The sequence below is a fragment of the Burkholderia sp. MSMB1459WGS genome (assembly GCF_001534535.1).
Classification (GTDB): domain Bacteria; phylum Pseudomonadota; class Gammaproteobacteria; order Burkholderiales; family Burkholderiaceae; genus Burkholderia.
On sequence record NZ_LPMU01000003.1, the window covers coordinates 154247 to 172176 of the forward strand.

At 67.2% G+C, this 17930-nt stretch carries 17 protein-coding genes; 10 read left to right on the forward strand and 7 right to left on the reverse strand.

Features of this window, described 5'->3' with window-relative positions; all coding sequences use genetic code 11:
- Positions 1 to 199 precede the first annotated feature (199 nt).
- Together WT97_RS01515 and WT97_RS01520 are read left to right on the forward strand one after the other, a co-directional pair.
- On the forward strand, positions 200 to 910 hold the full coding sequence (locus tag WT97_RS01515) for an HAD family hydrolase (RefSeq protein ID WP_059502730.1): 711 nt from the start codon (positions 200 to 202) through the stop codon (positions 908 to 910).
- An 85-nt stretch (positions 911 to 995) separates the two neighbouring features.
- Positions 996 to 2168, forward strand: a complete 1173-nt coding sequence (locus WT97_RS01520; protein ID WP_060352682.1) for a hypothetical protein — start codon at positions 996 to 998, stop codon at positions 2166 to 2168.
- A gap of 152 nt (positions 2169 to 2320) precedes the next feature.
- Here WT97_RS01520 and WT97_RS01525 read toward each other — a convergent pair whose 3' ends face one another.
- Both WT97_RS01525 and WT97_RS01530 read right to left on the reverse strand, forming a co-directional pair.
- The gene (locus WT97_RS01525; protein WP_059502820.1) at positions 2321 to 2662 is read right to left on the reverse strand and encodes a cupredoxin family copper-binding protein; all 342 of its coding nucleotides are present in this window, start codon (positions 2660 to 2662) and stop codon (positions 2321 to 2323) included.
- 19 nt (positions 2663 to 2681) lie between these two features.
- Positions 2682 to 3626, reverse strand: coding sequence for a metallophosphoesterase (locus WT97_RS01530; RefSeq protein ID WP_060352683.1), 945 nt, complete (start codon positions 3624 to 3626; stop codon positions 2682 to 2684).
- 252 nt (positions 3627 to 3878) lie between these two features.
- Between WT97_RS01530 and WT97_RS01535 the strand changes: the two genes are divergently transcribed.
- The 3 genes from WT97_RS01535 to WT97_RS01545 all read left to right on the forward strand — a co-directional run bounded on the left by WT97_RS01535 (position 3879) and on the right by WT97_RS01545 (position 7278).
- Positions 3879 to 4088, forward strand: a complete 210-nt coding sequence (locus WT97_RS01535) for a hypothetical protein (RefSeq protein WP_060352684.1) — start codon at positions 3879 to 3881, stop codon at positions 4086 to 4088.
- An 80-nt stretch (positions 4089 to 4168) separates the two neighbouring features.
- On the forward strand, positions 4169 to 5920 hold the full coding sequence (locus tag WT97_RS01540) for an ABC transporter permease subunit (RefSeq protein ID WP_060352685.1): 1752 nt from the start codon (positions 4169 to 4171) through the stop codon (positions 5918 to 5920).
- An 11-nt stretch (positions 5921 to 5931) separates the two neighbouring features.
- Positions 5932 to 7278, forward strand: coding sequence for an AAA-associated domain-containing protein (locus tag WT97_RS01545; protein ID WP_059789108.1), 1347 nt, complete (start codon positions 5932 to 5934; stop codon positions 7276 to 7278).
- Positions 7279 to 7305: 27 nt separating this feature from the next.
- Here WT97_RS01545 and WT97_RS01550 read toward each other — a convergent pair whose 3' ends face one another.
- The gene (locus tag WT97_RS01550) at positions 7306 to 8184 is read right to left on the reverse strand and encodes a MurR/RpiR family transcriptional regulator (RefSeq protein ID WP_059500173.1); all 879 of its coding nucleotides are present in this window, start codon (positions 8182 to 8184) and stop codon (positions 7306 to 7308) included.
- A 367-nt stretch (positions 8185 to 8551) separates the two neighbouring features.
- Here WT97_RS01550 and ggt point away from each other — a divergent pair, with 367 nt between their 5' ends.
- Together ggt and WT97_RS01560 are read left to right on the forward strand one after the other, a co-directional pair.
- Positions 8552 to 10303 (forward strand): gamma-glutamyltransferase, encoded by a 1752-nt coding sequence (gene ggt, locus WT97_RS01555; RefSeq protein ID WP_059789107.1) that lies wholly within the window; start codon positions 8552 to 8554, stop codon positions 10301 to 10303.
- Between the two features lie 178 nt (positions 10304 to 10481).
- On the forward strand, positions 10482 to 11810 hold the full coding sequence (locus WT97_RS01560) for a dicarboxylate/amino acid:cation symporter (RefSeq protein ID WP_060352686.1): 1329 nt from the start codon (positions 10482 to 10484) through the stop codon (positions 11808 to 11810).
- A gap of 3 nt (positions 11811 to 11813) precedes the next feature.
- On the opposite strand, the gene WT97_RS01565 is transcribed toward WT97_RS01560, so the two are convergent.
- Both WT97_RS01565 and WT97_RS01570 read right to left on the reverse strand, forming a co-directional pair.
- A complete protein-coding gene (locus WT97_RS01565) occupies positions 11814 to 12203 on the reverse strand; it encodes a DUF3331 domain-containing protein (protein WP_034204517.1) in 390 nt (129 codons plus the stop codon).
- Positions 12204 to 12247: 44 nt separating this feature from the next.
- On the reverse strand, positions 12248 to 13540 hold the full coding sequence (locus WT97_RS01570; RefSeq protein ID WP_059782971.1) for an NAD(P)/FAD-dependent oxidoreductase: 1293 nt from the start codon (positions 13538 to 13540) through the stop codon (positions 12248 to 12250).
- Between the two features lie 146 nt (positions 13541 to 13686).
- Between WT97_RS01570 and WT97_RS01575 the strand changes: the two genes are divergently transcribed.
- The gene (locus tag WT97_RS01575; protein WP_059500177.1) at positions 13687 to 14340 is read left to right on the forward strand and encodes a TetR/AcrR family transcriptional regulator; all 654 of its coding nucleotides are present in this window, start codon (positions 13687 to 13689) and stop codon (positions 14338 to 14340) included.
- 22 nt (positions 14341 to 14362) lie between these two features.
- Here WT97_RS01575 and WT97_RS01580 read toward each other — a convergent pair whose 3' ends face one another.
- Complete coding sequence (locus tag WT97_RS01580) at positions 14363 to 15274, reverse strand: LysR family transcriptional regulator (RefSeq protein WP_060352687.1); 912 nt, start codon at positions 15272 to 15274, stop codon at positions 14363 to 14365.
- A 114-nt stretch (positions 15275 to 15388) separates the two neighbouring features.
- Between WT97_RS01580 and WT97_RS01585 the strand changes: the two genes are divergently transcribed.
- Entirely contained in the window at positions 15389 to 16150 is a 762-nt protein-coding gene (locus tag WT97_RS01585) for an SDR family NAD(P)-dependent oxidoreductase (protein WP_060352688.1), read from the forward strand.
- A 24-nt stretch (positions 16151 to 16174) separates the two neighbouring features.
- Here WT97_RS01585 and soxR read toward each other — a convergent pair whose 3' ends face one another.
- The gene (gene soxR, locus WT97_RS01590; RefSeq protein ID WP_034204522.1) at positions 16175 to 16654 is read right to left on the reverse strand and encodes a redox-sensitive transcriptional activator SoxR; all 480 of its coding nucleotides are present in this window, start codon (positions 16652 to 16654) and stop codon (positions 16175 to 16177) included.
- 79 nt (positions 16655 to 16733) lie between these two features.
- Here soxR and WT97_RS01595 point away from each other — a divergent pair, with 79 nt between their 5' ends.
- Positions 16734 to 17930, forward strand: a complete 1197-nt coding sequence (locus tag WT97_RS01595; RefSeq protein WP_059789102.1) for an efflux RND transporter periplasmic adaptor subunit — start codon at positions 16734 to 16736, stop codon at positions 17928 to 17930.

Genomic DNA, 17930 nt, shown 5'->3' on the forward strand with positions numbered 1-17930 from the left:
AATCTTATATCGTTATTTTGCGATATGTTCGAAAGCACTGTCGGCAATGGGGTTGATAGCGTGCGGCGATCGCGGGGGCGGATCGACGGCGGGAGGCGCCTTCGACGGAGGAGTGCCGGTTTCTGGCCATCTCGGCGACGATCTCATGTCGCCGCCCGCGTAACATACGTGGCATCGTGCTTGGCTTACGGAGTCTTTCATGCCAGTTCGGGCCGTGATATTCGATTTCGACCTGACGCTGGCGGATTCGTCCGCCGCGATCGTCGCGTGCACCGAGCATGCGCTGGACCGGCTCGGCGCCGCCGGCCCGACGCCCGCGCAGATCGGCGCCGTGATCGGGTTGCCGCTGCCGGACATGTTCCGTTCGTTGACGGGCGAAACCGGCGCGGCGCGGGCCGATGCGTTCGCGCGGCACTTCGTGGCGCGCGCCGACGAGATCATGGTGTCCGGCACCCGCATCTATCCCGAAGTGCCGCCGCTGCTTGCGGCGTTGCGCGAGCAAGGAATCGCCGTCGCGATCGTGTCGTCCAAGTTTCGCTACCGGATCGACGCGATTCTCGAACGTCACGGCTTGCAATCGCGGGTCGACGTGGTGATCGGCGGGGAAGACGTGCAGCGCCACAAGCCGGACCCCGAAGGGCTCGTGCAGGCACTGGCGCGGCTGGGTCTGCCTGCCGCGGCGGCGGTCTACGTCGGCGACCACGCAGTGGACGCGCAGGCGGCCGAGCGCGCCGGCGTGCCGTTCGTCGGCGCGGTGAGCGGCATGACGTCGTTCGAAGCGTGGGCGCGCGCCGGCAAGCAGGCAGTGCCGACGCATATCGGCGAACTGGCCGGCATCGTGCAGCAGATGCAGCGCCGATCGGGCGAAGCGTGCGCCGACGTCGAACCGGGTGCGCAACCGGCCGGCTGACCCGTTTTCCGCAATGGGCCGGCAGCGCGCGACGGATTCTGCGACCATCGCCGTTCAAGTCATATCCGCCACTCGAGTCGCCGCCATGTCCGTCATATCCGTCGCCTTTGCCCGCATCCGACGCGCCGCGCGTGCGCTGCCGGCAGCCCGAGCGTTTTCATCCGCCGTGCCGCTTGCGGTAGCCTGCGCGGCGGCGGGCATGCTGGCCGCCACACAGCCGGCCGAAGCCGTCACGCCCACGCAGCGCGAACGCCTCGAAGCGCCGGTCAAGGCCGTCGCCGACCAACGGGTGACCGTCGACACGCCGCAGGGCCGTGCGATGCTGCCCGTCTACGCCGATCATCCGCTCGACCGGGCCGCGCCCGACGTCACGCGCGTGTTCATCGTGATTCACGGCACGCTGCGCAATGCCGACGCGTACTACGCAACGGGGCGCAAGGTCGTCGACAAGGCCGGTGCGCTCGGCGCGGGCACGATGGTGGTCGCACCGCAGTTCCTGACACGCGCCGACGTGCGCGCGTTTTCGTTGCCCGCACCGACGCTCGCGTGGACGCAGGAAGGATGGAAGGGCGGCGACCCGGCGCGCGAGCCGGGCCCGATCAGCTCGTTCGCGGCGCTCGACGCGCTGCTCGCGCATTTCGCCGACCGCAGCCTGTACCCGTCGTTATCCACGGTCGTCGTGATCGGTCACTCCGCCGGCGCGCAGTTGCTGCAGCGTTATGCAGTCACCGGGCGCGAAGGCGATGCGCTGGCGCGGGCCGGCATCGCCGTGCGCTACGTGGTCGCGAACCCGTCGAGCTACCTGTATTTCGACGACGAACGCCCGAATGCCGACGCGCTTGCAGGCGGCGCCTGTCCGCGCGCGACCGAATGGAAGTACGGGTTGAAATCGGCGCCGCCTTACGTTGCGTCGCAGGACGTGCGCGATCTCGAGACGCGCTACGTCGCGCGCCATGTCGTGTACCTGCTCGGGCAGGCCGACACGAATCCCTACACGCATTTCATCGATCGCTCGTGCGCGGCGATGGCGCAGGGGCCGTACCGGTTGGCGCGCGGGCTCGCCTATTTCGATTACCTGAAGAAGCGGCATCCGGACGATCTCGCGCAGCAGGTCGTCGAAGTGCCGGGTGTCGGGCATGACGGCCTCGGCATGTTCACGTCTGCCTGCGGTCTGGCCGTGTTGTTCGGGCAGGCGTTGCCGCCGTCGTGCCCGGTCGTCGCCGGCACCGCGCCGGACCTGCGCGCAGCGGGGCGGTGAGCCTGCGTGCAAGGCTCGCCCGTGACGAAAAGCGATCGAACGGAAAATGCAGGAATCGCAAGCGAATCAGTCTGCCTGGCGAGCGAAGGGGCGACGGCCTTTGCAGGCGACTGCCGCCCGTGGGTCGCCCGCGCGTTGCGTGGCGGGCCGCGTCATTCGACGGTGATCGTCTCCTTCATGTACGGATGAATCCCGCAGAACACCTTGTAGACGCCCGGCTTGTCGAAGCGGAACGCATACGTCTCGTCCTGGTCGAGCGCCTTCGAATGAAAGATGCCGGCGTCGTTGACGACGGTATGCGGCTCCGCGTCGAGATTCTTCCACGTGATCGTCGTGCCGGCCTTGATCGTGGTCGACATCGGCGAAAACATGAAATTGCGGATCGTCACGAGTGGGCCGCCCGGGCCCTGCGCGAATGCGGCGGGCGGCGTGCCGGCGGCCGCGCCGCACAGGATCAGCATCGCGACGATTCGAGCGCGTTGGAAGCGGATCATATCGTTCTCCTTATTTTGATCACGCGAGCGTCGCATCGTGCAGCGACGGCGCGACCGGGTGACCTGCGAATTCGACGGTCGTCACGCCGAGCATCGACGGCAGCCGGTCGTGCGGCACCGTGAGCGGGACGGGGCCCGGGCCGTTGCCGGCCGTCGGCTGCGGGAACGCGGTCGAGCGGGCGGTATGAAACGTCACATTGCCTTCCACCTTCGACACGATCTGATGGATATGTCCGTTCAGGACGGTGACCGAGCCGAAGCGGCGCAGCAGCGCCATCGTCTGCGGTGCGTCGCCGGTGCCCCAGCCCCACGGCTCGTAGATGGTCCACATCGGCATGTGCGAGAACACGACGATCGGCGTGCTCGACGAGCGGCCTTTCAGATCCTGTGCGAGCCACGCGAGCTGCTCGTCGCCGAAGCTGCCGAGCCCGTTCGGCTTGAAGTGCATCACGTTGACGAGGCCGATGAAGTGCACGCCCGCATGGTCGAAGCTGTAATAGCCGCGGTTGTCCGACGCCTTGCCGAATCGGCCGAAATATTCGGCGCCCGAACCGTCGGTGACGTCGTGTTCGCCGGGCACCGTATGCAGTTCCGGCACGCGCAGCGCGGCCAGCAACTGCGACGCGTGATCGAATTCCTCCGGCTTCGAGAGGTGCGTGATGTCGCCGGTATGGATCGTCAGCGCGGGCAGCGCGGGCATCCCGTTGACGAGGTCGATCGTCTGCTTCAGCGTGGCCGACACGTCGGGATTCGCGTCCTTGTTGAAACCGATGTGCGTATCGCTGATCTGGACGAACAGCGGTCGGCCCGCGTCGGCCGGGCGCGCGTCGCCGTTCTGCGCGAGCGCGAGGTCGAACGGGGTGAGGATGCCGCCCGACAGCGTGAACAGCGTGCCGAGCCCGCCGAAGGCCATGCACTGCAGGGCCTTGCGGCGCGACGGGCGAGTGGGGGTCGATGAAGACATGTAAGCCTCGCATTCGTGTGACGAAACCGGACGGCCGGATCGTCCTGGAATAAGCCGGCGCCTTCGCATGCGATACCGGCGAGGCGGCGCATTTATTCCCGACCGTTGCGGGATCGACTCCGTGTTCGGGGCCGACGGCGCGATGCATGACGCCCGCCGGATGACCTGTCAATGTCCTGTAAGTGACACGTCACATTTGCGTCACGACCGCCCGATAGCCTCCCACTCCGAATCACCTCTCCGGAGCCCTTCATGCCGAACTTCGCGGCAACGGACACAGTCGGTGCGGTCGGTCACCGCATGCGCACCCTCGGCCTCGCGCCGTTTTTTCTGATCGTTGCCGGCGGCATCGCCCATGTCGGCATTCATCCCGGTGCCGGTTTCCGTTTCGTCAAGGCAGGCTCGGTGCTGCCGCTCGCGCGGTCGGCCATCCCATACCGGGCGCTGCACGGGCTGCCCTGATTCGCACCGCGGGTGCGACGCCCGGCCGCGCGACACGCGGCCGGACCCATCGATTTTCAATTCGACACAAGACGCTACCGATGGATATCAGTTTCGATCCGAACCGCACCGCGAACGCCTCGGCGTGGCGCGTGCTGCCCAACCGCTGGGATGCCGTCGCGTTTCCGCTGATCATCTGCGTGCTGGCGATGGCGATCGTCGGTTTTCACCAGACGATGGCGCCGATCGGCGTGCTGCAGACGCAGAAGATCTCGCTCGATCCGGCGAGCCTGCCCGAATACGCATTGCGCACCACGCTGCGAATGCTCGCCGCGATGGTCGCGTCGCTCGTGTTTACGCTCGTCTACGGCACGCTCGCCGCGAAAAGCCGCCGCGCGGGCATGGTGCTGATCCCGATCCTCGACATCCTGCAGTCGGTGCCGGTGCTCGGCTACATCTCGTTTACGGTCACGTTCTTTCTCGCGCTGTTTCCGGGGCGCGTGCTCGGTGCGGAGCTGGCCGCGATCTTCGCGATCTTCACGAGCCAGGCATGGAACATGACGTTCAGCTTCTACCAGTCGCTGCGCACGGTGCCGCGCGACTTGAGCGAAGTGTCGCGCGGATTTCACCTGACGTCGTGGCAGCGCTTCTGGAAGCTGGAAGTGCCGTTCTCGATGCCGAGTCTGATCTGGAACATGATGATGTCGATGTCGGGCGGCTGGTTCTTCGTCGTCGCATCGGAGGCGATCACCGTCGGCAACCAGACGATCACGCTGCCGGGCATCGGCGCGTATCTCGCGCAGGCGATCTCGGACAAGAATCTCGGCGCGGTCGGCTGGGTGATCGTCGCGATGTCGGTCGTGATCCTCGCCTACGACCAGTTCCTGTTCCGCCCGCTGGTCGCATGGGCCGACAAGTTCCGGATGGAGAACACCGCGTCGGGCGATGCGCCGCAATCCTGGCTGCTCGACATGATGCGTCGCACGCATCTGATCCATCAGTTGCTCGTGCCCGCCGGCTGGCTGCTGTCGCAGGCCGCGCGGATTCCACTGCGACTGCCGGCGCTGAAGGGCACGCGTGCGCGCGGCGCATCGTCGCGCCGTTCGTCGCGCATCGGCGACATCGTGTGGGGCGCGTTCGTGATCGTGCTGACGGTGTACGTCGTGTGGCGCGTCGTCAGCTTCGTCGCGACCGGCGTGACGATGGCCGAGGTCGGCCACGTGCTCGTGCTCGGGCTCGTGACGCTGCTGCGCGTGCTGGTGCTGATCGCGATCGCGTCGGCGATCTGGGTGCCGCTCGGCGTGTTGATCGGGCTGCGCCCGAAGCTGGCCGAGAAGGTCCAGCCGCTCGCGCAGTTCCTCGCCGCGTTTCCGGCGAACCTGCTGTTCCCGGTGTTCGTGATCGTGATCGTCCGCTTTCACCTGAACGCGGATATCTGGCTGTCGCCGCTGATCGTGCTCGGCACGCAGTGGTACATCCTGTTCAACGTGATCGCCGGCGCGATGTCCTATCCGAACGACTACAAGGAAGCGACGAAGAATTTCCGCATCCGCGGCTGGCAGTGGTGGCGCCAGGCGATCCTGCCGGGCATCTTCCCGTACTACGTGACGGGCGCGATCACCGCATCGGGCGGCGCGTGGAACGCGAGCATCGTGTCCGAGTTCGTACAGTGGGGCGACACGAAGGTCGTCGCTCACGGTCTTGGCTCGTATATCGCGCAAACGACCGCCACCGGCGATTTCCCGAAGATCATCCTCGGCATCGCCGTGATGTCCTTGTTCGTTACCTTGTTCAACCGCCTGCTGTGGCGTCCGATGTACGCCTATGCGGAATCCCGGCTCCGTCTCGATTGAGAGTAAGCGCGATGCAAAATTCGACCGTTATCAACGCCCCCGTCAAGACGTCCCAGCCGCTGCAGCCGCCCCGGCTCGGCGAGGAAATCCTGCGCGTCGAGCACGTGAACCGCGGCTTCAACAAGACGCAGGGCGAGCTGCTCGTGCTCGACGATGCGAACCTGTCGCTGCGCGAAGGCGAGATCGTCGGCCTGCTCGGCCGCTCGGGCTCGGGCAAGTCGACGCTGCTGCGCATCATCGCCGGCCTGATCGAGCCGACCGACGGCGAAGTGACCTATCTCGGCAAGCCGTTGCGCGGCCCGGCCGAGGGCGTCGCGATGGTGTTCCAGACCTTCGCGCTGTTCCCGTGGCTCACCGTGCTGCAGAACGTGGAAGCCGGGCTGGAGGCGCTCGGCGTCGGCGCGCGCGAGCGGCGCGAACGCGCGCTGGCCGCGATCGACCTGATCGGCCTCGACGGCTTCGAGAACGCGTATCCGCGCGAGCTGTCGGGCGGGATGCGCCAGCGCGTGGGCTTTGCGCGCGCGCTCGTCGTCGATCCGACCATTCTGCTGATGGACGAGCCGTTCTCCGCGCTCGACGTGCTGACCGCCGAAACGCTGCGCACCGACCTGCTCGATCTGTGGACGCAGGGCCGCATGCCGATCAAGTCGGTGCTGATCGTCACGCACAACATCGAGGAAGCGGTGTTCATGTGCGACCGGATTCTCGTGCTGTCGTCGAACCCGGGCCGCGTGATCGCCGAGATCAAGGTGCCGTTCAAGCATCCGCGCAATCGGCTCGATACCGATTTCCGCAAGCTGGTCGACGACATCTACGCGAAGATGACGGCGCGCCAGACCGGCGAGGCGACGAAGAAGGGGCTCGAGCTCGGCAGCTGGCTGCCGCAGGTGTCGACCAACCTGATGGCCGGCCTGATCGAGACGCTCGCGATGGCGCCGTACCACGGTCGTGCCGACATGCCGGAAATCGCGCGCACGCTGCACCTCGAGGTCGACGACCTGTTCCCGATCGCGGAAGTGCTGCAGTACCTCGGCTTCGCGGACGTGCGCGAAGGCGATGTGTTCCTGACGCCGCCCGCACGCGTGTTCGCGGAATTCGGCACGCAGGAGCGCAAGCTGATGTTCGCGGATCACCTGCTGAAGCACGTGCCGCTTGCTGCCCGGATCAGGAAGGTGCTGAACGAGCGTCCGGGCCACCGCGCGCCGCGCGTGCGCTTCGAGCAGGAGCTGGAGGATTTCCTGTCCGACGAAGCGGCCGAGGAAACGCTCGACGCGGTGATCGACTGGGGGCGGTACGGGGAGGTCTTCTCGTACAACGACAAGACGGAAGTGTTCAGTCTGGAGGACGTCGAGAGTTGAGCGCCGCGCCCGAATGGCGGCCACGTGTCATTCGGGCAAATCGCGCTGGCTGGTATCCCACTCGATCCCGCCCGCGTTGAGCTGTTCGATCTTCTCCATCCGCTGCCGGGCCAGTTCCGGCAGCCGGTTCGTCACGCCGATCACCAGCGCTTCGGCGAGCGCCAGCGCCGGCACGTTGGTCTGCAGCATCGCGAAAGGGCGCCCCTGGATCCGCAGCACGATCTCCGCGAATTCGCCGATCGGCGAGCGCCATTCGTCGGTGATCAGCAGGATCCGCGCGCCGAGCCGGTGCGCGGCCTGCGCGAAGCGGATGCTGTCCTTCTGGTAGCGGCGAAAGTCGAAGATCACGAGCAGGTCGGTGCGCCCCATGTCGGCCAGCGCGACGGACGCGAGATTCACGTTCGGCTCGACGTACTGCACGTGCGGCCGTGCATAGGCCAGCGTGAACGAGAACAGCGACGCGAGCGGCGCCGTATAGCGCCCGCCGCCGCAGAAGATGCGTACGTCCGGATCGGCCAGCACCGCCACCGCTGCGTCGAACGCGGCCGCGTCGAGCCCTTCGATCGTGGTCGCGAGCGATTCGGACAGCCGCTGGAAAATCGCCGCGTGGCTGTCGCGCATGCCCGTTTCCGAATGAAACGCATCCATGCGCGCGAGCGGCGAATTCATCGCGGTGTCGATCTCGTCGTGCAGCGCCTGCTGGAACGACGAATAGTTCGGAAAGCCGATCCGGACGACGAAGCGGAACACGGTCGGGTCGCTGACTTCCGCCTGCTTCGCGAACTGCGCGATGGGGCCCAGCCCGAGACTGGGATAGCGATCCAGCAACGCCTGCGCGACCTTCTGTTCCGACGGCGTGAAGCTATCCATCTGGGATAGCAGCAACGCCCTGATGCTCGTCCCCATCGGCACTCCGGCTCTCTATCTGAATTGAACGATCGAACGGCAGACGTGCGTCTGCCGGTAACTGCACGCATGTTAGCCGATCGACGTGCGGCAGGCCGCGCACGGTTCGAAATTAGAGGGACGTATCGCTCGATCCACGAATACGTTCATATATGTAATAAATCGAACATGCCTCGACAAAGATAGTCCCGCATATCTGCTTTGAATTCAGTAATTACCCTAGTTTTTGACGCAAAAAAGCGGGTGCTATGATCGCGGCCTTGCGGAAATGTACCGTTTATTACACGTCGAACAGGCGGCGTCGATACGCGGTGGTGCGGCCGCGCATCCCGGCATGCGCCGGTTTATTCGTCTGGAGGATTTCGTCATGAGGCGGCTCGTAGTACTCACCCTGTTGTCCGCGATGAGCGTGTGCGCGTTCGCCGCGTCGGACCCGGCGGTCGAAGCGAAGAACGGCATGGTCGTGTCGTCGCAGCACTTCGCGTCGCAGATCGGCGTCGACATCCTGAAGGCAGGCGGCAACGCGGTGGACGCGGCGGTGGCCGTCGGCTATGCGCAGGCCGTGACCAACCCGTGCTGCGGCAACATCGGCGGCGGCGGCTTCATGACCCTCCACCTGGCCGACGGTCGCGACCGCTTCATCAATTTCCGCGAGACCGCGCCGGCCGCGGCGTCCGCGAACATGTATCTCGATGCGGCCGGCAACGTCATTCCGGACCAGAGCCTGTACGGCTATCGCGCGGTCGGCGTGCCGGGCACGGTGGCCGGGCTCGATCTCGCGCAGCGCAAGTACGGGAAGCTGACGCGCAAGCAGGTGATGGCGCCGGCGATCCGGCTCGCACGCGACGGCTTCGTGCTGACGCGCGGCGATACAGACATCCTCGACACGACGGTCGAGCGCTTCAGGAAGGACCCGGAAGCCGCGCGCATTTTCCTGCGCCCGGACGGCACGGCGTTGCAGCCGGGCGATCGTCTGGTGCAGAAGGATCTGGCGCGCACGCTCGAGCGCATCGCGGAGCAGGGGCCGGACGCGTTCTATCACGGCGAGATTCCGAAGATCGTGGAAGCGGCGGCCAGGCGCGGCGGCGGCGTGATCACGGCGGCCGATTTCGCATCCTATCGCGCGCAGGACATGGCGCCGCTGACGTGCACGTATCGCGGCTACGAGTTCGTGTCGGCGCCGCCGCCGAGTTCGGGCGGCGTGACGATGTGCGAGACGCTGAACATCCTCGAAGGGTATGACCTGCGCAAGCTCGGCTATCACTCGGCCGCGGCGGTCCACTATATGACCGAAGCGATGCGCCATGCGTACGAAGACCGCAACACGCTGCTCGGCGATCCGGACTTCATCGACAACCCGGTTGCGAAGCTGACGAGCAAGGAGTACGCGGCGCAGATCCGCAAGAGCATCCATGCCGACACGGCGACGCCGTCGGTCGACGTGCAGCCCGGCGTCGGTGTGCACGAGAAGCCGGAAACGACGCACTACTCGATCGTCGACCACGACGGCAATGCGGTGTCGACGACCTATACGGTCAACGGCCGCTTCGGCGCCGTGGTCATCGCGCCGGGCACGGGCTTCTTCCTGAACGACGAGATGGACGACTTCACCGTGAAGGTCGGCGCGCAGAACCTGTTCGGCCTCGTGCAGGGCACGCGCAACTCGATCGCGCCGGGCAAGCGTCCGCTATCGTCGATGGCGCCGACCATCGTGAAGAAGGACGGTAAGGTATTCATGGTGGTCGGTTCGCCGGGCGGCTCGCGCATCATCACGATCACGCTGCAGACCGTGCTGAACGTGATCGACTACGGGATGACGCCGCAGGACGCGGTCGCCGCGCCGCGCATCCATCATCAGTGGCTGCCCGACGCGGTCTATTACGAAACCTACGGCCTGTCGCCCGACACGCTCGCGATCCTTCGCAACATGGGCTACAAGATGGTCGAGCAGACGCCGTGGGGCGCCGCCGAGCTGATCATGGTCGGCCTGCCGGGCACCGAAGCCGCGAGCCGCCAGAGTTCCGGGAACGATTCGTCCGTGTCCGGCAACGTGCGTGTGGGCTTCATCTACGGCTACAACGACCCGCGCCGTCCGGCGGGCTCCGCAATCGGCTATTGATCCGATCGCTGCATGCCGGATCGCTGCCGCCGGCGTTCGCGTTGCCGCGAATGCCGGTGCGGCGGCGCGTCCGTCCGCGGATCTCCGTGTCGGCCCGAGCGGCGCGCTCCGCGCGCCCCATGGCACGGCACGCGCCTCTTTCTTCCGTCAACTCCATCGCCGTGCGGCGAATTCCATCATGAACAAACGAATGTCTGCGGCAGGCTGGATCCTGCTCGCGATGGCAGCCGGCATCCTGATCGGCTACCTGATCTACACGCAGCTTCCGGACAAGCAGTCGGCCGCCGAAATCGCCGGCTACATCTCGCTCGTATCCGACGTGTTCCTGCGGCTGATCAAGATGGTGATCGGCCCGCTGGTGTTCTCGACGCTGGTGGTCGGCATCGCGCACATGGGCGACGCGTCGTCGGTCGGGCGGGTGTTCGTGAAGGCGCTCGGCTGGTTCGTCACCGCGTCGCTGGTCTCGCTGCTGCTCGGGTTGCTGATGGCGAACCTGCTGCGGCCCGGCGAGAACCTCGGCCTGCCGCTGCCGGACATCGGCGCGTCCGCGCATCTCGCGACGTCGAAGTTCACGCTGAAGGATTTCGTCGGGCACATGGTGCCGAAGTCGATCGCCGAGGCGATGGCGAACAACGAGATCCTGCAGATCGTCGTGTTCTCGATGTTCTTCGGCGTCGCGCTCGCCGCACTCGGCGAGCGCGGCAAGATCCTCGTCGCCGCGATCGACCAGCTTGCGCACGTGATGCTGAAGATCACCGGCTACGTGATGAAGCTCGCGCCGCTCGCGGTGATGGCGGCGATGGCGTCGACCGTCGCGGTCAACGGATTGTCGATCCTGCTGAAGTTCGCGGTGTTCATGGGCGACTTCTACGTGAGCCTCGTGCTGCTGTGGGCCACGCTCGTCGCGGCCGGGCTGCTGTTCCTCGGCCGCCGTGTGTTCAAGCTGATCGTGCTGATCAAGGAAGCGTTCATGCTGTCGTTCGCGACGGCCAGCTCCGAAGCCGCGTATCCGAAGATCCTCGACGCGCTCGACCGTTTCGGCGTGCGCCGCAAGATCTCGAGCTTCGTGATGCCGATGGGCTATTCGTTCAACCTCGACGGGTCGATGATGTACTGCACGTTCGCGTCGCTGTTCATCGCGCAGGCGTACGACATCCACCTGTCGTTCGGCACGCAGGTCACGATGCTGCTGATCCTGATGCTGACGTCGAAGGGGATGGCCGGCGTGCCGCGCGCATCGCTCGTCGTGATCGCGGCGACGCTGCACCAGTTCAACATCCCGGAAGCCGGGCTGCTGCTGATTCTCGGCGTCGACACGTTCCTCGACATGGGTCGCTCGGCCACCAACGCGGTGGGCAACTCGATCGCCAGCGCGGTGGTCGCGAAGTGGGAAGGCGAGCTGATGTCGGAGTCCGAAGCGAACGCGCATGCCGCGCATCTCGACGCCCAGCTCGAACGGCAGAACGATGCGCCGGCCTATGGCGCCGGTCAGACCACGTCGACCTGACGATCAGGCCGCCAGGGCGTCGTCGATGCAGGCCGCGAGCACCATCGCGGCGGCGTTGCCCGGCGTCGAGCCGAGCAGTTGCGGCGCATAGACGCTGTCGCCGATCTCGATCGATCGCCCCGACAGCGCGCACACGCCGCGCTTGCGCGTCGTGAACAGGCGCCACTTCTGGTAGCCGTAGTGCCCGGTGCACGCGTCGCACCACGAGATCATCACGGTGTCGGCCGTGGGCCGTTCGAGCACGCTGATGGTCGGCTTGCTCGTCGCGTCCCACGACGGCAGCCGGTCGCGCGTGACGCTGCGCCGCCGCGGGCCGCCCCACGAGACGGACGGCATGTCGAAGCGGCCGATTGCGGCGACGGTCATGAGCCAGGGCGCTGCACGGTTGTTCATGTCTCTGTTCCTCGAAACGTTACGCGGTGCCGCGACGCGCGGCATCACGACAGGCGGATGCGCGGCTGCACCCAGCCGTTGATCCGTTCGGCGATCCACAGCAAGGTGGCCTTGGGGAAACCGTGCAGCGCCTGCTGGTGCCGCCGGTAGAGCATCAGGTGGCTGAACTGCGCGAAGCGCCCCTGGATGAAGCCGCCGCGGAAGAACCCGAACTGCCCGAGCGTGCCGAACGCGTCGTAATCGCTGATCGACACCAGCGCGCCGAAATCGCGGAACGCGAACGGCGGAATCGGCGTGCCGTCGAGCCACGCGGGAAGGTGCTTCGCGAGATGCTCGGCCTGCTGCGTCGCGACCTGGGCGGTCGGCGGCAGCGGCCGTTCGTGGCCGTCGGGCAGCAGGCTTCCGCAATCGCCGATCGCGAACACGTGCTCGTCGCCGGTCGCCTGCAGCGTGGGGCCGACCACGATCTGGTTCGCGCGGTTCGTGTCGAGCCCGCCCAGCGCCTGCATGAAATCGGGTGCCTTCACGCCGGCCGCCCAGACCATCAGGTCCGCTTCGGCGAACGAACCGTCGCCGTAATGGAAGCCGTTCGCGTCGGCCGACGTGACGCGCGTCGACGTCAGCACGTGAAAGCCGATCTGTTCGAGCCGCCGCTGGGCCGACGCGGAAATCCGTGCCGGAAACGCGTTGAGGATGCGCGGGCCGCTTTCGAGCAGCGTGAGCTGCAGCCGCTCGCGCACCGTTTCGTCACCGTACGCCTGCGCCACTTCCAGCAATCGGCTCAACTCCGCCGCGAGTTCCACGCCCGTCGCGCCCGCGCCGACGATCGCGACGCGAAATGGCTCGTCGCGCGCGATGCTGCGGAACACGCGCATCCGCAACGCTTCGTTGAAGGTCTCCGCTTGCTGCTGGCTGTCGATGAAGTAGCAGTGCTCGCGCACGCCCGGCACGCCGAAATCGTTGGCCTGGCTGCCGAGCGCGAGGATCAGCACGTCGTATTCGAGTTCGCGTGCGTCGATCACCACGTCGCCGTCCTGGGAGCGGATCTCGCCGAGCTGCACGCGGCGGCGCGCGCGATCGAGCCCCTTCAGTTCGCCGGGCTGGTACGCGTAGCCGTGATCGCGGGCGTGGGCGAGGAAGATCACCTGTTGCTGCTGGACGTCGCGCGTACCGGCCGCGATCGTATGCAGCATCGGCTTCCAGATATGCGTGGGACTGCGGTCGACGACCGTAATCTGCGCCCGCCCGGACCGGCCGAGGCGCTCGCCCAGACGGGTCGCGAGCTGCAGTCCGGCGATCCCGCCGCCGACGATGACGATGCGTGTAGGGGTTGTCATTGATAAATCATCACGTGATGAATAAGGTATGATCCTAGCGCTTCCCGGCTCGGCGTGTCAACGCAGCGGGGCAGGCCGCCCGCTTCCGGTACGTGAAACCGGGTACCGGGCACGGGCATTCGAATCGTTCAAGGAGCAGGAAAAACGTGGCAGAAGTCACTGAGCGCGCGCCGTCGAAGCGGCGTACGCGCGGACGGCCGCTGGCGGATGCGTCCGTCGGCCCGGACGTGATATTGCGGGCCGCGCGCCGCACGTTCGCGAAGCGCGGCTACGACGCGACGAGCGTGCGCGAAGTCGCGCGCGAGCTGGGCATCGACGCGGCGCTGATCGCCCATCACTTCGGCACGAAGGAAACGTTGTGGCTGGCGGTCGTCGAGCAGATCGTCGAGTTGGCCGAACCGATGTTCGACGCGCTGCGCGCGCTGCGCACGTCGTCGCTGCCGCACCGCGACCGCGTGCGGCGCGCGCTCGAGCTGTGCGTCGATCACGAGTTCGCGGAGCCGGATATCGGCATGTTCTTCTCGACGGCGGCGACCGAGGAGGGCGGGCGGCTCGATCGGCTGCAGGAGCGAATCGTGCGCCCGTATCACGACGCGATGTTGCCGCTCTTGGCGGATGCGGTCGAGGCCGGCGCGATCCGTCCGGTCGATCCGAACGTGCTGTTCTTCATGATCGCGAGCGCCGTGGGCATGACGGTGTCGTATCGTCACATGATGCTGGAGTTCACGTCGCTGCCGACGCGGCCGGAGGCATTCCGGCAGGCCGTGCTCGGCGTCGCGCTCAACTTCCTCGGCGACTGAGCGCCGCGCGCGATGCGCGCGGTCACGTCGCGGCGACCAGCCCCAGTTCGCGCACCGCCTCGCGCGCGCTCTCGCGCAGCGCATCGACGAGCGGCGACGGCGTACGGTATGCGAGCGCCAGTTCGTACGCGAGCGGGCTGCCCGCATCCTTCAGTTCGCAGAACGTAATGCCTTGCGGCTGCATCGGCACGAACAGGCGCGGCATCAGCGCGATGCCGATGCCGCCCGCGACGAGCCCGGCCGTCGTCTGCATCTGGCGCGGTTGCTGGACCACGCGCGGCGCGAAGCCGGCCTGCGCGCATGCCGTCACGATCAGCGCATGCATGCCGGGCCCATGGTGCGCGGCAAACATGACCCACGGTTCGTCCGCCAGCTCGGCCAGCGCGATGCGGCGGCGGCGCGCGAGCCGGTGGCCGTCGGGCAGCGCGGCCACCATCCGGTCGCGCAGCAGCGGTTCGACACGCACGTCGCCGGCATCGGCCACCGGCAGCACGACGAGGCCGACGTCCGTGCGATCGTGACGCAGCGCGAGCACCTGCTCGGCCGTCGTGCCTTCCTCGAGCTGGAAATCGACGCCCGGATGCCGTTCCTGGAACGCGCGCAGGATCAGCGGCAACAGCGCATTGACCGTGCTGTCGACGAAGCGCAGCCGCAGCGTGCCGCCGAGGCCGGCGCCCGCGCGGCGCGCCGCGGCCACCGCGCGCTCGGCCTGTTCGAGCGCGCGCCGCGCTTCGAGCAGGAATGCTTCGCCGGCCGGCGTGAGCCGCGAGCCGCGCGTGTCGCGGTCGAGCAAGGCGACGCCCAGTTCGTCCTCGAGCTTGCGGATCGCCGCGCTGAGCGGCGGCTGGGCCATGTGCAGCCGCTCGGCAGCGCGCCGGAAGCTGAGCGTTTCGGCGACCGCGATGAATTGCCGGAACTGGCGCAGATCGATCATGGCGATACCTTTTGCGTATCAATATGTCATCGAATTCGTATTTTACCTATCGCCGTCCGTTGCCCACACTGCAAACGTCACCAATCGTCAACACCGAGGAAAGGAGGGCAGGTCATGACGGGCAACGAACGACAACGCACGGCGATCGTCACGGGCGGATCGAGCGGGATCGGCTTCGCGATCGCGCGTCGGCTGGTGGAGGACGGGTATCGCGTCGCGATCGTCGGGCGCGACGTGGCGCGGCTGAGGGCGGCCGTCGAGCGTCTGGGCGGCGCGGCGATCGGGCAGGCCGGCGACCTGGGCGTGCGGCGCGACGCGCAAGCGGCCGTCGACGCGATCGTCGCGCGATGGCCGCGCATCGACGTGCTGGTCAACAATGCCGGGCTGACCGGGCGCGTCGGCGCGGATACCGAAGCGGGGGAAGCCGAGGCCGTATGGGACGCGGTGCTCCATGCGAACCTGAAAAGCCTGTTTCTGACGACGATGGCCGTGCTGCCGCACCTGGCCGACCATGCCGCGCGAATCGTCAACATCGGCTCGATCGCGGCGCGTGCCGGCAGCCTGTTGCCGGGCGGCCTCGCGTATGCGGCCGCGAAGGCCGGCGTCGAAGGCTTCACCGTCGCGCTGGCGCGCGAACTCGGGCCGCGCGGGGCGACGGTCAATACGGTCGCGCCCGGCTATGTCGCCGACACGCGTTTGTTCGGCGGCAGCGGGGTCGCGCCGGCCATCGCGGCGACGATCCGCGAGCAGACGCCGGTCGGCCGCGCCGGGCAGCCGGACGACATCGCCGATGCGGTCGCCTGGCTCGCCGGGCCGCGCGCGTCGTTCGTCACGGGCGCGACGATCGCGGTGAACGGCGGCTGGCGCGTCGGGTGATGCAGGACGCGCGCGGCCTGCGCGTCATTCGGAGTCGGTCGGCGGCTTGTCGCCGAGCCAGCGTCGCGCGCCGGGGCCGTTGCGGCCCGCGCGGTCGTCCGGGTTGGTCAGCTTGCAGCGTTTCAGCGACAGGCAGCCGCAGCCGATGCATTCGTCGAGATTGATGTAGAGCCGCTGCAGCTCCTCGATCCGGCTTGCGACGCGCTGCTTCCAGCCGCGCGACAGCCGCTGCCAGTCCTTGTTGCTCGGCGCGGTGTCCTCGGGCAGGCTGACGAGCTGTTCGGCGATTTCGTCGAGCGAATAGCCGATCTTCTGCGCGAACACGATGAACGCGATCAGCCGCAGCACCGCGCGCGAATAGTGGCGATGACTCGAGCCGTTGCGGTGCGACTTGATCAACCCGCGCATCTCGTAGAAGCGCAGCGTCGACGCCGGCACGCCGCTGCGCGCGGCCACTTCGCGGATCGACATCAGCGGCCATTGCGGGGTTTCCTGGATACCCATGACACCCTCCGGAAAAGCTTGACTTGAAGTTAACTTGAACTTTTATGCTACGCGGCAGTTTAACCCGTCGCGAGGCATCATGTTCTCCTTTTCCCTACGCAGGACGTCGCCTTTGGGCGCTGCCTGCGCCCTGTTGCTGGCGTTGTCGGGTTGTCACGACGGCAAAGGCGCATCGTCGGCCCATCCTCTTCCCGAAGTCGGCGTCGCCACCGTCGCGCCGCGCACCGTCCGCCTCGCGGACGAATTCAACGGACGCGTCGAAGCGGTCGACGCGGTCGAGCTGCGGCCGCGCGTGAGCGGCTATCTGCAGCGTGTCGCGTACAAGGAAGGCGACGTGGTCGCGCAGGGCGCGCTGCTGTTCGAGATCGATCCGCGCCCGTACCGGATCGCGCTCGACCGTGCGAATGCGCAGCAGCAGCGCGCCCGTGCGGCTGCGAGCCTCGCGAACGTGCAGCTCAAGCGCGTGCAGACGCTGATCGATGCGCATGCGACGTCGCAGGAAGAACTCGACAACGCGCGCGCGACTGCCGAACAGGCACGCGCCGATCTGCAGGCGGCCGATGCGGCCGTTGCCGACGCGAAGCTCAATCTCGGTTTCACCGAAGTGCGCGCGCCGATCGCCGGCCGCGTAGGCCGCGCGGTCGCGACCGTCGGCAATCTCGCGCGTGCGGACGACACGCTGCTGACGACCGTCGTGTCGCAGGATCCGGTCTACGTATATTTCGATTGCGACGAGCAGAGCTACCTGCGCTACAACGCGCGGCGCGCCGACCCGAAACATCGCGCGATCGGCGCCGATCCGGTGCGCATCGGCCTCGCGAACGAGACGGGCTTCCCGCATGCGGGCACCGTCGATTTCCTCGACAACCGGCTCGATCCGCAGACCGGCACGATCCGCGCACGCGTGCGGCTGCCGAATGCGGACCATGCGTTTACGCCGGGCCTGTATGCGCGCGTGCAGCTCGTCAGCGGCCGCGACCAGAGCGCATTGCTGGTCGACGACAAGGCCGTGCTGACCGACCAGGACCGCAAGTACGTGTACGTGATCGGCGCGGGCGACAAGGCGCTGCGCCGCGACGTGACGATCGGCCGCGAACTCGACGGCGAGCGGATCGTCGAGAAGGGGCTGCAAGCGGGCGACCGTGTGGTCGTCGACGGCGTGCAGCGCATCTACTATCCGGGCGCGCAGGTGAAGCCGAAGGCGCTGCCCGCGCGCGCCGATGCGGGCAGCGCGACGCAGGCGGTCGCCGATGCCGGCACGCCTGCCGCGCAATGA

Excerpts from the sequence above, each read along its gene's own strand:
- WT97_RS01515 (WP_059502730.1), top strand. The coding sequence starts at position 200 with ATGCCAGTTCGGGCCGTGATATTCGATTTCGACCTGACGCTGGCGGAT.
- WT97_RS01520 (WP_060352682.1), top strand. The coding sequence starts at position 996 with ATGTCCGTCATATCCGTCGCCTTTGCCCGCATCCGACGCGCCGCGCGT.
- WT97_RS01525 (WP_059502820.1), bottom strand. The coding sequence starts at position 2,662 with ATGATCCGCTTCCAACGCGCTCGAATCGTCGCGATGCTGATCCTGTGC.
- WT97_RS01530 (WP_060352683.1), bottom strand. The coding sequence starts at position 3,626 with ATGTCTTCATCGACCCCCACTCGCCCGTCGCGCCGCAAGGCCCTGCAG.
- WT97_RS01535 (WP_060352684.1), top strand. The coding sequence starts at position 3,879 with ATGCCGAACTTCGCGGCAACGGACACAGTCGGTGCGGTCGGTCACCGC.
- WT97_RS01540 (WP_060352685.1), top strand. The coding sequence starts at position 4,169 with ATGGATATCAGTTTCGATCCGAACCGCACCGCGAACGCCTCGGCGTGG.
- WT97_RS01545 (WP_059789108.1), top strand. The coding sequence starts at position 5,932 with ATGCAAAATTCGACCGTTATCAACGCCCCCGTCAAGACGTCCCAGCCG.
- WT97_RS01550 (WP_059500173.1), bottom strand. The coding sequence starts at position 8,184 with ATGGGGACGAGCATCAGGGCGTTGCTGCTATCCCAGATGGATAGCTTC.
- ggt (WP_059789107.1), top strand. The coding sequence starts at position 8,552 with ATGAGGCGGCTCGTAGTACTCACCCTGTTGTCCGCGATGAGCGTGTGC.
- WT97_RS01560 (WP_060352686.1), top strand. The coding sequence starts at position 10,482 with ATGAACAAACGAATGTCTGCGGCAGGCTGGATCCTGCTCGCGATGGCA.
- WT97_RS01565 (WP_034204517.1), bottom strand. The coding sequence starts at position 12,203 with ATGAACAACCGTGCAGCGCCCTGGCTCATGACCGTCGCCGCAATCGGC.
- WT97_RS01570 (WP_059782971.1), bottom strand. The coding sequence starts at position 13,540 with ATGACAACCCCTACACGCATCGTCATCGTCGGCGGCGGGATCGCCGGA.
- WT97_RS01580 (WP_060352687.1), bottom strand. The coding sequence starts at position 15,274 with ATGATCGATCTGCGCCAGTTCCGGCAATTCATCGCGGTCGCCGAAACG.
- WT97_RS01585 (WP_060352688.1), top strand. The coding sequence starts at position 15,389 with ATGACGGGCAACGAACGACAACGCACGGCGATCGTCACGGGCGGATCG.
- soxR (WP_034204522.1), bottom strand. The coding sequence starts at position 16,654 with ATGGGTATCCAGGAAACCCCGCAATGGCCGCTGATGTCGATCCGCGAA.
- WT97_RS01595 (WP_059789102.1), top strand. The coding sequence starts at position 16,734 with ATGTTCTCCTTTTCCCTACGCAGGACGTCGCCTTTGGGCGCTGCCTGC.